We start from the raw sequence: 14044 nt of genomic DNA, 5'->3' as shown, positions 1-14044 counted from the left end.
ATGATTCATGGCGCGATACCCCCATATCAACCCTCGATGGTCGGCATATATCAACCGATTAGCGAATAGATTAATCAGGATGCAGAATGATGGACAACTCAAATTACACCCAACAGTGGGTCAATCCGGTCCACAAAATTGGCAGGGGCACTCTGCTAACGGCCTGTGTGACGACCACTTTCCCGATACTCTATCTCTACCTGGTCCACGGTATTTTTCCACCCGTTGACTGGTTGAAGAACGACGTGCTGCTCATCGTGGCCTCTTTCGGTTTCATCTGGCTGATCGAACCTATCAGTTTTTATCCGGCACTGGGCCTGTCGGGCACTTATTTAGCCTTCCTGACTGGTAATATCGGGACGACCAAATTACCCGCTGCGGCAATTGCCCAGGACTTAGCCAAGGTCGAGCCGGGCTCTCGTGAGGCGGAAGTGGTGTCGACACTTGCCATTATCGGGGCTACCACCACGACGACCGTGTTTATCTGTGTCGGTGTGATATGCGGTTCTTTCCTCCTGTCGGTATTGCCTGGCCCTGCGGTAGATGCCCTCAAGTCCTATACGGTTCCGGCAGTCTTCGGTGCCTTGATGGTCACCTTCGCGATCAAGTATCCAAAAGTGATCCCTGTTGCTATCGGTGTGCCCTTGATGCTTAAACTGTTTGCCGCAAATTTGATCCCTGGCTACTGGCACATTATTTTTGCGATAGGGGCAACCGTAGCTGCAGCTTTTGTGCTCTATCGTAGCGATATAAAACAACCTAATCTTAGTGATGCCAAGTAAATACCCTGATAACCATTATTTTGTGATGAGGTACGCTCCGAGATAAATCAAGGCATTCTTATTTAAATTATTAAATAGAACTAATGAAACCAGGCTTCGCCTAACTATTCCGCGGGGAGTAATGTTTATATTTAAAGCAAAGTTAAATAAATTGGATGCCTGTAAAGTGATACGGTATTGAGTAATTGTATAATTTGGATTGCCGATGCGCTGTGAAAGTTTTCATGAAAAAGTTAAACATTACTCATGAGTTACATTTATTTCACGAGAAAGGGTGGTGAGATGGCAAACGCTAAAAACACCAGTGAGTCAAAAAGGCAATCTTCGCTTTTGCGGGTGACTCTTGCGAGCCTTGCTGGAACAACCCTCGAATTTTATGATCACTTCATTTACGGCACGGCAGCAGCACTGGTATTCCCTACCATCTTTTTTTCTCAGGTATCGACGGAGTTGGCGCTGCTGCTGTCGCTGGTAACTTATGGCATCGCCTTTGTGGCCAGGCCCTTGGGAGCCGTTATCTTTGGTCATTTTGGCGATCGTTTCAGCCGTAAGAACATGCTGGTGTTGGCGCTGCTGATGATGGGGGGCGCCACCTTTCTGATCGGCTGCCTTCCTGCCTATGGGACAGCAGGGCTATGGGGAGCCGTTGGTCTTTGCCTGCTGCGCTTGTTACAGGGCTTGGCGCTCGGGGGGGAGTGGGGGGGCGCTGCGCTGATGGTGAATGAGTTTGCTGCCGGTAGTAAGATGCGCGCCTTTTTAGGTAGCATGGTACAACTTGCCTCACCAATCGGTTTTTTGATTGCCAGTGGTGTATTTGCCCTTATCAACGCAATTTTGCCACCCGAAGATTTTATGGCCTGGGGGTGGCGTGTTCCTTTTCTCGCCAGCGGGTTGCTGGTGGCTATCGGTTTTTATGTGCGCCGTTCCATCGATGAATCCCCCGAGTTTTTGGCCAACAAACCAGTCTTACAACAGCGCAAGAGCATCCCGATTATCGATATTTGCAGGAATCATTGGCAAACATTATTACTGGCAATAGGCTCACGCATCGGCAGTGATATTGCATTTTATGTGTTTGCGCTCTTCCTGCTGGTTTATCTGCCATTTATCGGCATGGATAAGCAGATCGCCCTCAATGCCAGTATTGCTGCCTCCATCGGTCAGGCGGTCGGTATCCCGGTATTTGGCTATCTGGCGGATAAATTCAGTACCCGCAGTGTCATCGCTTGCGGTGCCTTAGCCAACATGGCATGGGGATTTATCTTTTTCATGCTGGTTGAAATGCGCGAGCCGGCGATCATTGTGCTTTCCGCCTTTATTGCCCTCTTTTTACTGGCTGCGATGTGGGCACCACTTGCGGCGCATATGCCCGCTATGTTTCCGGTACACGTGCGTTTCACCGGTGCAGGGCTCGGGTTTCAAACTGCCGGTATTTTTGGCGGAGCGTTAGCTCCCTCTATCTGCCTCTATCTGATTCATCAATACAACAGTACCTTACCCGTTTCTATTTATCTTGGTGCCTCGTTGGCTTTAGCGATGGTGTGTGTGATGATGACAAAACCCTCAACGGCTTGCGCAACCGAATCCACCTAATTAATGATAATTAGCTTACCCATCAGAGTATTTTTGAGCACATAAGGCGAATTAAATGAACAACAGTGCCAGAAGAGAAACCATTCATCCTTGGCTAGCTATCGTTCAGGAGGGATACCGCTGTGAACAGCCTTAAGTCTCTCCAATTTTGTCGTTCGCTTCCTGAGCTGATTACCGGAGAAAGTCGGTTACGTGTGCACTCTGTATTTCATCATGCCTGTAATCTGTTCACCTCGCAGGGGAGGATGATAAGTTTGCAGACCCAAAACATGCCGTTGGCACCCCGTTCAGTTATTTTGCCGCTGGATGATTTGAGACAGGTGGTTGAACAGGGGGCCGTGCTGTTTTTACTGCATGACAACACGCTGGCATTGAACCATCTGCTGCTTGAGTTAACCGCGGGAGAGAGCCTGAGTACCCGGTTGGATAACGTCCTGCCACAACAGGATCTACCCCGATTGACTGCTGCGATAGGCCACTTTCTGGCGCGAAATCCGCCGGTCGGTGGGATGTATGACATATTACGGGGGGGAGACGGCCAGACGTTGAGCCATATTTCCCCCGCATTGGCGCATTTGCGGGCCTGGTTGATCGAGGCCGACATGGCGCTATGCGTGGATATCTCTCTGCGCCAACTGGTTGGCTTTGGTATCGGCCTGACGCCCTCTGCCGATGATTTTATCCTGGGGATACTACTGGTGCTTGATTCTTGCCGTGCGGACAAATATCAAACGCTCTCGTCACTATTGCCCTCTTTACTGACCCGCACCACCGATATCAGTGCCGCTATGTTAGCCAACGGGTGCGCTGGCCATTACAGCCACCATTTCTCCCGTCTAGTGACTGCACCTATCGACGATATTGAACAGACATTGAAGCAAGTGGCAGAGTACGGCCACTCGTCTGGCCATGATATGTTGTGTGGTGCCCACTTTGCGTTGGCGGCATTGCACGCCTGATATCACATATCGCTTAAGTGAAGATTTCGCTTCTATTCCCTTGAACATGGTTCGAATCGGCCAGCAAAGATAAGTTTTTATCATCTATGCCCATGTGCTGCACAATGCCATCATTGCGCTAGGGGGGCTCTGTAAAGGTCAGGCTAATGCTTTGATATCATGCTATAATTCTCTTCTTGTCGGGCTATTCTAGTGTGGTGGACTTAGCTATGTTCGATCCCAAACAGAAATCTAAGATTGACCTCGAAGAGTTGCGTACCTTCGTGACGGTAGCCCAGCTAAAAAGTTTTTCTGCAGCTGCGGAGGTTTTGCATAAGTCGACCGCAGCCATCAGCTATCGTATCAAAACCATAGAAGCCAGTATGGACACGGTGCTTATAGAGCGCACGACCCGTAAGTTAAAGCTCACGCCTTCGGGTGAGATGTTGTTTGAAAAGGCCACCCAGATACTGGAGTGGATCCAAACCATGCCAGACTCCCTCAAGCAGGTTAATGACGGTATTGAGCCTAACTTCAAGCTGGTCTTCAATAACCTCATTTACGATCCTAAGGCTGCCAGCCACCTGCTGGCGCATTTGAACCAACGTTTTCCCCTCACGGTCTTCAAATTAGAGATGGCCGTTTTTATGGGTGTCTGGGATCAGATGCAGTACAACGATGGGCAGTTAGCGATAGGGGCACCAGGTTTTCACGCTATGAGTGATGATTTTCAGAGCAGGGCCATGGGTGTCATCAACTGGCTTTGCGTGGCAGCGCCCGATCACCGGCTCCTTACCATTTCTGAACCGATCACCCAACAAGAGTTGCGCCACTATCCCGTAGTCAACATTGAAGACAGCTCCGACCGCTTACAGAAACGCGCCCCCTGGCGGTTGGCAGGCCAGCAGGAACTGTTAGTGCCAGATATGGCAACCAAGATCACCTGCCATGAAATTGGACTCGGTATTGGTTTTCTGCCTTCAGCGATCGCTCAAGAAGAGATCGCAAAAGGGCGCTTGGCGGAGCTTAAGCTGGCGAGGATAGGCCGTAAGCCTTCCCCCCTGTCATTGGTGTGGCGCAGCAGTAGTGCAGGAAAAATAACCGCATATCTGTTACAACTTTTTGACGCGCAGGATCCCTTGATTACCCCCTTTATTCGTTTGATTGATCATTCAGAACCATCGGATTATTGAGTGGATGAGTATCTCAGCGAGCCCGTTCACCGTACGCGGCTCGTCTGGTGTTGCTATTACAGCCTCCCGCTTTTGCATTGGGGCATTGATTGGCATGGTATATTTTTACTCAGCCATTCAAAATAACGTGATATTCTTCACACTATATTTTGATATTCACGATGGAACTTATGTTGATGCAAGTTCAACATAAAGTTTTTATTAATTTGGCTACAAGCTATGGTTGTGTCATTCTTCGATTGTTAAGTCTAATTTGCCTTATTTTTAAAGTATTCGTGAATATACTAACCAGCGGCAGACATTTTTTATTATTGTGTTATCCTCTATACCCAAAATAATTCGAGTTGCTTGTAGGCGGCAAACGAATGAATCCCTGGGAGCCTAGCGAACTATGTGACCAGGGTGAAAGAGTGCAGCCAACACCCAAGCAATTTGAAGTATGAAGGGTATAAACAGATTCAAGCGTTTAGGCGGCCGCATTCAGCGGTAACCATTTTTGATTGCCTAAGGTTCTCGTATTATGAAAATAATATCATTTATTCTCTGAGGCTGATTTTTACAGGGCGCTATTCTGATATGGGGCTTATTCCCTATGTGGCCCTATTTATTTGGCACGTTTTTCCATTTAATACATTAAAGGTCAACATCAATATGAAAAAGAAAATTGTTCTGGCACTGGGGGGCAATGCACTAGGTAATAATATCCGGGAACAGAGAGTGTCGGTCGAACATACGGCGCATATATTGACGGATTTGATTGAGCAGGGCCACCATGTCGTAGTGACTCACGGTAATGGCCCACAGGTTGGTATGATCAATCTGGCTTTCGAAACGGCAGGCAAGCAAGGCGTATGCGAAGCCATGCCGATGGCGACCTGCGTCGCCCTCAGTCAGAGCTATATTGGTTACGATCTGCAAAATGCCCTGCATAATGCGTTGCAAAAGCGTGGCATCAACAAGCCTATTGCCACTCTCATTACCCAGGTTGTGGTGAACCCGGCCGATCCTGCCTTCCTTAATCCGACCAAACCAATTGGTGATTTTTTCACTCAGGAAGCCGCAGAGAAACTGATCGCTGCGGGTGAGAACCTTATTGAAGATTCTGGCCGTGGTTACCGTCGCGTGGTCGCTTCTCCACAGCCGGTGGATATCATCGAAAAAGAGAGCATCAAAGCCTTGTGCGACGCGGGGCAGATCGTTATCACAGTAGGTGGTGGCGGTATTCCTGTCATACAGGAAGATGCAAAGCTCAGAGGGGTCGATGCCGTGATCGACAAGGATTGGGCGAGCTCCCGTCTGGCTGAAATGATCGATGCCGATGCGCTTATTATCCTCACTACGGTAGAAAAGGTTGCCATCAACTTCGGTAAACCGGATGTAAAATGGTTGGATAACCTGACCGTTGCAGAGGTGAATCGTTATATTGCCGAGGAGCAGTTCGCCAAGGGTTCCATGTTGCCTAAAATTGAAGCCGCGCTGGCTTTTGCCCAATCTAAACCGGGGCGAGTGTCTCTGATTACCAAGCTGGAAACAGCTAAACAAGGCATAGAGGGGAAGACAGGTACTTCTATCTCACTATAAGTTTATCGTTCGTGGGTGCTGTGCCTGGTATCCAACAAGGAGGCTACGATTAAAACCGGGATACAATAGCGGCTGTACCCCGTTAGTATGTGTGTTGTGGAGCGTACGTCAGGATATTCGCAGGGGGGCAACGCGGCGGTCTGTTGCCGCGTTTTCCCGCGATCAGAAGCTGTAGGTCATGCCAACGGTATAACGGCGGCCATCCAGAACGGTGTCGTAATGATCGTAATCAACGGTTTTATCGAAGATATTGTATACCCCGCCGCTCACCGTCAGATGTTTGTTGGCCTGGTAGCTCAAGCCGGTATCAACAAAGGTGTAAGACGGTGTACCCATGGCCATGGAGGTGCGGCTCAGGTATTCAGAGGTTCTGCTGCGGAAGTTGAGGCGTGACCACAGGCTGACGTCCTGCGTTGCCTGCCAATCTAGCGTGGTATTGAGCATATGTTTTGGCATCTGGTTCAGCGGCTTTCCTTTCTGGTCTCCGCTTTTCTGTTCTGACTGAGTAAAGGTGTAGTTGGCTGTCAACTCCCAATCTTTCGTGATCTCCCAGCCCAGAGTGGCTTCAACACCGCGCATATTGGCTTCATCCACGTTGATGCGATCGCTGATAAAGTAATAGGGGGTGTTACCAATGAAGCATTCTGGTGAACCGTTGCCGCTGTCACAGCGACGAACCTCGGTGATTTTGTCTTTGAAGTCGGTATTAAACAGGGTGACACCGGCATTCATTCCTTGCTGGCTGTCCCACAGCAGGCCGATCTCTTGGCTCAGGCTCTTTTCCGGCTTCAGATCGGGGTTGCCAATGATGATTGAGGTGCGGCCACCGCCGGTGATCTGCCCCCAGTTGGCGGAAGACTGGCGCAGATCGGGTGAGCGATAACCGGCAGACACGCCGCCTTTCAGCGTCCACTGTTCTGCCAGATGCCACACGCCGTACAGGCGCGGCGTCCAGTGGTTGCCATAGTTCTGATCCTGATCCATGCGGACACCGCTGGTCAGGGTAAAATCGTTGGTCATGGACCACTCGTTTTCGGCAAACAGCGCCCAACTCCAACGCGTCAGCTTGTTCAGGCCGTCAGCGGCGGCGAGTTGGTTGCCTTCATCATGCAGATCTTCATAGCGATACTGTCCACCCAGGCTCAGCAGGTGATCGCCGAGATCGAACTGCGTTTGCGTATTGAAGATGGTGTTGTTCAGCTTCATTTCGCGACCAGGGTTGTTGGTCTCTTCGCGTTGAATATAGCTGTTGCTGCTACCGAAATCGTAATAGCCGCTGTGGGTGATCGAATAATGTGTGCGCTCGTAGCGGCTGTTGCTGGCACTGTTCGGCGTGCATTTGCCGTTGCGGCAGTTTTCTGCTGCCATCGACACGCCCGGCGTGCTGTTGCGATCCTGCAATGAGCGGCCAATCTCAACGTCAACGCCGTTTTTCTCATCCGGAGTCAGGCTGAACACCGCCGTACCGCTGCGCATCCGCTGCTCGTTATAGCCGTTGATAATCTGGTCTTCAGCGCGCCGTGAAAGCAGGCCGTTGACCCGTAACCCCAGCAGGCCGTCGATCAATGGGCCGGAGGCAAAAGCGTTGGTCTGGAAAATATCACCGGAATGACGATCCTCCTGGAAGGTGGTATCGCCGTGCAGGGAGCCCGTCCACGCCTGAGTGGTGGAGGTTTTACGCGTGATGATGTTGATAACGCCACCCATAGCATCGGAACCATAGAGTGAAGACATCGGCCCACGCACCACTTCGATGCGCTCAATCGCCTGCAGCGGTGGCAGCCAACCTTGTTCGATACCGGCATTGTCGCTGTTCGGGCGCGTACCCCGGGTATCAACGCGTTTGCCGTCAACCAGGATCAGCGTGTACTTGGAGGACATACCGCGGATGCTGATATCGCTGTTGCTGGCACCGCCGGTCACCACCACGCCGGGAACGTCTTTCAGCGCATCGGTCACATCACGATAAGCCCTGGTTTCAAGCTGTTGGCGCGAGATGACGGAAATAGATGCCGCTGAATCCTGGATCCTTTGCTGGAAACCGGAGGCGGTCACGACCATGGTGTCCTGTGATTCTGCCAGGACGCTGCTGCTGGCGAGGGAAGCGAGGATTATTGCGGTCAGTTTGTTATGGCTTAGCTTTTCCATGGGATAAAGATTCCTGGCCCGAGGTTATTAATTGATTGATTTAAAATAAGAGGTAGCTCGCACCGCGGCGGTTTTCCGCTCTGAGGGTGAGGCTTCGGGCTATTGTAAGGAAATTAATAAGAATGTAAATGCAAATGATAATCTATATCATTTGCATATATAAATAAGGGATATTATGTGATGGCAGAGGAAAGAGGCAATATCAGTGCTGGTGCAGGCCGGGGCAGTGCTCAGAACCCCAGCCGATCGCGCAAGGCATAGTAGGCGGCACCCAGGGCAGTGAAGGGCACCCGCAAATGGCGGCCACCAAAAAATGGCAGATGTGGCAGCTTGGCGAAGGCATCGAAACGTTCAGCATCACCGCGCAGCGCTTCGGCGATCAGTTTACCGGCCAGATGTGTCAAGGTGACGCCGTGGCCGCTGTCCCCCTGCAGATAGTAAACATTGTTTTCCAGCCGTCCGAATTGCGGCATTCGTGACAGCGTCAGCAGGAAATTACCGCTCCAGCGGTAATCGATGCGCACATTTTTTAGCTGCGGGAAGGTTTTCAGCATCTTGGGCAGGATTTCGGCATCGATATCGGCCGGATCCCGTGCGCCATACGTCACTCCGCCGCCATACAATAAGCGGTTATCCGCCGTCAGCCGAAAGTAATCCAGCAGGTAATTGCAATCTTCGACGCAATGATTACCCGGCAACAGCGCAAGTGCCATATCGGCCGACAGTGGCGCAGTGGTGATGATTTGTGAACCACAGGGCATGCTCAGGCGGCTGAGGCGCGGCTCCAGCTTATCCCCCAAATAGGCATTACCCGCGATGATGACAAAGCTGGCGCTGACTGACCCCTGCGCGGTCTGCACCCGTGCCGGTTCACCATAGGCGATATGGGTGACCACAGAGTGCTCAAACACGCGTCCGCCGTGGCGCCGTATCGCATCCGCTTCGCCGAGGGCCAGATTGAGAGGATGCAGATGCCCACTGCTACGATCCAGCAGCCCGCCGACATAACGCTCGCTGGCGATTTCGCGCCGGATAGCCTGCCTGTCGAGTAACTCAAGCTGTTGATGACCATAGCGCTGCCACAGTTTCTCTTTTTCCCGAAGCGCGTTGAACTGCTTGTTGGTGAGGGCCGCGGCGATCGCACCAGGACGATAATCACAGGCGATGGCGTATTGATCGATTCGGTGGCGGATAATTTCTGCGCCTTCGAACATCATGCTGCCGAGCATGCGGGCGGTATCCGCGCCGTAACGCGCTTCGATCGTATCGATGTCGCGGCTGTAAGAGTTGAGCGCCTGTCCCCCGTTGCGCCCGCTGGCTCCCCAGCCAATACGCGCCGCTTCAAGCACGACCACGTCATAACCGGCCTCCACCAGATGCAATGCGGAGGACAGGCCAGAAAAACCGCCGCCAACCACGCAAACATCGCAGCGGATGGCTTCTTTCAGTGACGGATACGGCTCATGTGGATTGGCATGGGCGGCATAATAGCTGGCAACATGTTCCGACATGGTTCCTCCGTCTGGCAGTGTCAGAAGGTGGTGGGGGTATGCGCGCTGATGATGCGGCAGACGCGCGTTGACGTATTACTGAAACTGTGGGGCAGGCCGGTATTGATGGCATAGCTCTGCCCAGCCGTCAGCAGGTAGCTTTGGCCGTTGACCGTCAGCATGATTTCCCCTTCCAGCAGGGTACCGATCTCTTCTCCCTGGTGTTTGATCTTCTCGCCGGTGGTGGTGCCGGGCTGGTAGGTTTCCAGCATCATGGCCAGGCTGCGCGTCGGGTTGCCGTTATGCACCAGCTTCATTGATACGCCTTGGCTGCCGATTTCGATCAGATCCTCCGGTTCAATCACCACTTTGGGTTCATCTGGCCGTTCGGGTTCGGCAAAGAATTCAGACAGTGATAATCCATAGACCTTGAGCAACTTCTGTAACGTACTGATGGCAGGGCTGACTTTGTCCTGCTCAATGGTGCTGATGGCACTGTGGGTTAATCCGGACAGTTCGGCGACCCTGCGCTGCGACAGACCCAAATGTTGGCGGATCTGCGACAGGCGCTTGCCTGGTGCCAAGCTGACTTCGCTCATAGCGGTAGTTCCTTCTGATAGGGACGACAAGCTGAGGTAACACCCGGAACCGGGTACCTGTCTGAGTGATATCGACACCACATGATATCGGTAGTTGGGGCGTTATTGGAAAATATATTGCCCACATTTATCGCCGTACTGGCGGAAAAAATAATGTACACGAAAACGGCAGACAACGCCTTTTCGGTCAATATTTTATCAATTTAGCAGCCCGTGGTGAATAATCAAACGCGATTGTAGCATTTGCAAAGCTTTTTTGTTAAGGCTATGTTTAATTCCATGGGTGTTATTTCGAGCACCAATCTCCAGCTCACTTTTCAGAGAATTCAGACCATGTGTTGAACCAATCGGCAAGTGAATGCGAAGGCATTCCCAAAAGCACAACGGCGGGTGATGTATGCAAACCAATAGCGCAGCAGTTGAAAATTTTGCACAGCATAATGAAGAAAGGCGAAGTAGCGCGTTCCAACGGGAGGTGACTCACTATTTGGAACGCCATCCTGCCACACAGTATATCGATATCTTGCTCAATGATTTAAATGGTTCCTTCCGCGGTAAACGTATCCCCATCTCCGGGCTGAAAAAAATAGAAAAAGGCTGCTACTTCCCCGCCTCGGTGTTTGCTATGGATATTCTGGGCAACGTGGTGGAAGAGGCCGGTTTGGGCCAGGAACTGGGGGAGCCTGACCGGGTTTGCATCCCGGTGCCGGGAACCTTAACGCCTTCAGCCGCAGATCCCGAGCATATCGGCCAGGTATTGCTGACCATGCTGGATGAAGATGGTACTCCCTTTGACGTTGAACCCCGTAACGTACTGAACCGAATATGGCAGGCGTTGCGCCAGCGTGGGTTATTCCCAGTGGTAGCGGTAGAGTTGGAGTTTTATCTCATCGATCGACAGCGAGATGCAGAAGGCTACCTGCAGCCGCCGTGCTCACCAGGAACGCAAGAGCGCAACGTGCAGAGCCAGGTTTATTCACTGGACAATCTCAACCACTTTGCTGGCGTGCTGAACGACATTGATATGTTGGCACAGATGCAGGGTTTACCGGCCGATGGTGCGGTAGCGGAAGCGTCGCCAGGCCAGTTCGAAGTGAATCTGAATCATACCGACAATGTGTTGCAGGCCTGCGATCATGCGCTGGCGTTGAAGCGCCTGGTGCGGCAGGTGGCAGAAAACCACCATATGCATGCCACCTTTATGGCTAAACCCTATGAGGATTATGCCGGCAGCGGGATGCACGTGCATATCAGCATGGTAGACAACGCGGGTAACAACCTGTTTGCCGAAGCCGATGGCGCAGATTCGGCGCTGCTGAAGCGTGCCTTGGCCGGGATGATCACCCTGATGCCAGCCTCTATGGCGTTGCTGGCGCCTAATGTCAATGCGTTCCGTCGTTTCCAGCCTGGCATGTATGTGCCGGTCCAGGCTTCCTGGGGGCATAACAATCGTACCGTAGCGTTACGTATTCCCTGTAGCGATGTGGATAACCACCGCGTGGAGTATCGGGTTGCCGGGGCGGATGCCAATCCCTACCTGGTGGTGGCCGCGATCTTGGCGGGGATCCTCTATGGGCTGGATACCGAGCTGCCGCTGCCTGAACCGGTAACGGGTAATGGCCTTGAACAGGAAGGCGTGCCCTTCCCGATTCGTCAGAGCGATGCGTTGTACGAATTTGAACATCAGCATGAACTGACCCAGTATCTGGGGGAGCGTTTCTCACGTGTTTATCACGCCTGCAAGATGGATGAACTGATGCAGTTTGAGCGACTGGTGACCGAAACCGAGATCGACTGGATGTTGAAAAATGCCTGAGTCGGCATTCAGCCTTTGCCGATAAGCGGATTTTCCGTTCAATCAGCAAAAGAATTTGTATAAGAAGGTTTCTGGAGCTTGTCTTGCAGGGGTTTTCTAGGGCAAAATAACCGAATGAAGATAGCCGACGTTTTAACGCGTCGGTTATTTTTTTGCATTTTACGTTATACAAACTGTGAATTTCACACACCAAGCGAGGCCGGACATCGAGCCGGATAGATAAATAGGTTCGTCGCGATCAACCAAAACTTTATGGTCGTGACTCATGAGGATTAGAAAGATGGGGCAATTTTTCACTTTAGCACCGGTGCCCGCCGGTTTCCGCTGCGGCCGCAGCGATTATGGGGCAGTCAAGGCAGCATCGACTCGCTATCCAGCTTCCCTCATCCCCCTTTTAGAATTCAGTCGCACGTTGCGAAGTTTCCCCGCAACCTTAAGTCTTGGCGTGTCTCTTATCCGCAAGGCAGAAGGTAAGGGGGGGCTGCGCGATGTCCGATAACATCATCAGCGCCGCACCAGCCGGCCAGCGCGCTCAACTGCGCAAAACCCTCACTTTGGTTCCGGTAGTCATGATGGGCTTGGCGTATCTGCAGCCTATGACTATCTTTGATACCTTTGGCATCGTCTCCGGCCTGACCGATGGTCATGTCGCAACCGCTTACGCCTTTGCACTGCTGGCGATCCTGTTTACCGCGCTGAGTTACGGCAAACTGGTGCGCAAATTCCCGTCTGCGGGGTCTGCTTACACCTATGCCCAGAAAGCCATCAGCCCGCACGTTGGCTTTATGGTGGGCTGGTCATCGTTGCTGGACTACCTGTTCATGCCGATGATCAACATCCTGCTGGCAAAAATTTACCTGGAAGCGATCTTCCCAGGCGTGCCTTCATGGATCTTCGTTGCGGTGCTGGTAGCGCTGATGACGGCTTTCAACCTGCGCGGCATCAAGCTGGTTGCCAACCTGAACTCCATTATCGTGGTGGTGCAGGTAGCGATTATGATCGTGTTTCTGGGCCTGGTGATCCACGGGATTTCTAATGGCGAAGGGGCCGGCACGCTGGCCAGCAGCCGTCCGTTCTGGTCTGATAATGCCCACGTGGTGCCGATGATTACCGGTGCGACCATCTTGTGCTTCTCATTCCTCGGCTTCGATGGCATCAGTTCGCTGTCGGAAGAAACCAAAGATGCAGAGAATGTGATCCCGAAAGCCATCTTCCTGACGGCGTTGATCGGCGGCATTATCTTCATCGTGGTGTCTTACTTTGTGCAACTGTACTTCCCGGACATCTCGCGTTTCAAAAATCCTGATGCCTCACAGCCTGAAATCATGCTGTACGTCGCTGGCAAGTTCTTCCAGTCGGTGATCCTGGTGATCTCTTGCGTCACGGTACTGGCTTCCGGTATGGCTTCACATGCGGGAGTATCACGCCTGATGTACGTGATGGGCCGTGACGGGGTGTTCCCAGAGCGTTTCTTCGGCTATGTACATCCGAAATGGCGTACGCCAGCGCTGAACGTGCTGCTGGTGGGAGCGATTGCGCTGTCTGCCGTGTCGTTCGATCTGGTGACCGCGACTGCGTTGATCAACTTTGGTGCGCTGGTGGCCTTTACCTTTGTTAACCTGTCGGTGATTTCGCAGTTCTACATCCGTGACAAGTTGAACCGTACCTTGAAAGATAAGATCAACTATCTGGTTCTGCCGGTGTTGGGTGCGCTGACCGTCGGTGCTCTGTGGATTAACCTGGAGTCCAGCTCAATGACGTTGGGCCTGGTCTGGGCGGCAATTGGTCTGCTGTATCTGGCGTTTGTCACTCGCAGTTTCCGCTTGCCTGTGCCGCAGGCGAGTGAAGACGTAGCTTAATTTTTTCCCCCTCTCTCTTTGGGAGGGCCGGGGTGAGGGGCTTGA

General features: G+C 52.1%; 10 protein-coding genes. 7 read left to right on the top strand and 3 right to left on the bottom strand.

The genetic code is table 11. The annotated features are described in order from the left end of the window. Positions 1-86: 86 nt before the first annotated feature. The 5 genes from BMI79_RS07195 (at position 87) to arcC (ending at position 6087) form a co-directional block, all read left to right on the top strand. Positions 87-782, top strand: coding sequence for a hypothetical protein (locus BMI79_RS07195; protein ID WP_208611187.1), 696 nt, complete (start codon positions 87-89; stop codon positions 780-782). Positions 783-1028: 246 nt separating this feature from the next. Then, positions 1029-2375 carry an MFS transporter gene (locus tag BMI79_RS07190; RefSeq protein WP_208611185.1) on the top strand — a complete coding sequence of 449 codons (1347 nt, stop codon included), beginning with the start codon at positions 1029-1031 and terminating at the stop codon, positions 2373-2375. A gap of 254 nt (positions 2376-2629) precedes the next feature. Next, complete coding sequence (locus tag BMI79_RS07185) at positions 2630-3334, top strand: oxamate carbamoyltransferase subunit AllH family protein (protein ID WP_158069108.1); 705 nt, start codon at positions 2630-2632, stop codon at positions 3332-3334. Between the two features lie 209 nt (positions 3335-3543). Next, a complete protein-coding gene (allS, locus tag BMI79_RS07180; protein WP_076941451.1) occupies positions 3544-4506 on the top strand; it encodes an HTH-type transcriptional activator AllS in 963 nt (320 codons plus the stop codon). Positions 4507-5157: 651 nt separating this feature from the next. Beyond that, positions 5158-6087 (top strand): carbamate kinase, encoded by a 930-nt coding sequence (gene arcC / locus BMI79_RS07175; RefSeq protein ID WP_076941450.1) that lies wholly within the window; start codon positions 5158-5160, stop codon positions 6085-6087. Positions 6088-6249: 162 nt separating this feature from the next. Here arcC and BMI79_RS07170 read toward each other — a convergent pair whose 3' ends face one another. From BMI79_RS07170 to puuR, 3 genes are all read right to left on the bottom strand, one after another. Continuing rightward, positions 6250-8235 (bottom strand): ligand-gated channel protein, encoded by a 1986-nt coding sequence (locus BMI79_RS07170; RefSeq protein WP_076941449.1) that lies wholly within the window; start codon positions 8233-8235, stop codon positions 6250-6252. Positions 8236-8465: 230 nt separating this feature from the next. Continuing rightward, positions 8466-9746 carry an NAD(P)/FAD-dependent oxidoreductase gene (locus BMI79_RS07165; protein WP_076941448.1) on the bottom strand — a complete coding sequence of 427 codons (1281 nt, stop codon included), beginning with the start codon at positions 9744-9746 and terminating at the stop codon, positions 8466-8468. 20 nt (positions 9747-9766) lie between these two features. Continuing rightward, a complete protein-coding gene (puuR, locus tag BMI79_RS07160) occupies positions 9767-10324 on the bottom strand; it encodes an HTH-type transcriptional regulator PuuR (RefSeq protein WP_076941447.1) in 558 nt (185 codons plus the stop codon). A 397-nt stretch (positions 10325-10721) separates the two neighbouring features. Between puuR and BMI79_RS07155 the strand changes: the two genes are divergently transcribed. Both BMI79_RS07155 and BMI79_RS07145 read left to right on the top strand, forming a co-directional pair. Further along, on the top strand, positions 10722-12140 hold the full coding sequence (locus BMI79_RS07155) for a glutamine synthetase family protein (RefSeq protein ID WP_076941446.1): 1419 nt from the start codon (positions 10722-10724) through the stop codon (positions 12138-12140). Positions 12141-12628: 488 nt separating this feature from the next. Beyond that, positions 12629-13999, top strand: coding sequence for an APC family permease (locus BMI79_RS07145; protein ID WP_076941444.1), 1371 nt, complete (start codon positions 12629-12631; stop codon positions 13997-13999). Positions 14000-14044: the final 45 nt, after the last annotated feature.

Origin of the sequence: Serratia oryzae (assembly GCF_001976145.1) — a bacterium.
Lineage (GTDB): Bacteria > Pseudomonadota > Gammaproteobacteria > Enterobacterales > Enterobacteriaceae > Chania > Chania oryzae.
This window is presented reverse-complemented; position numbering and strand designations above follow the sequence as displayed.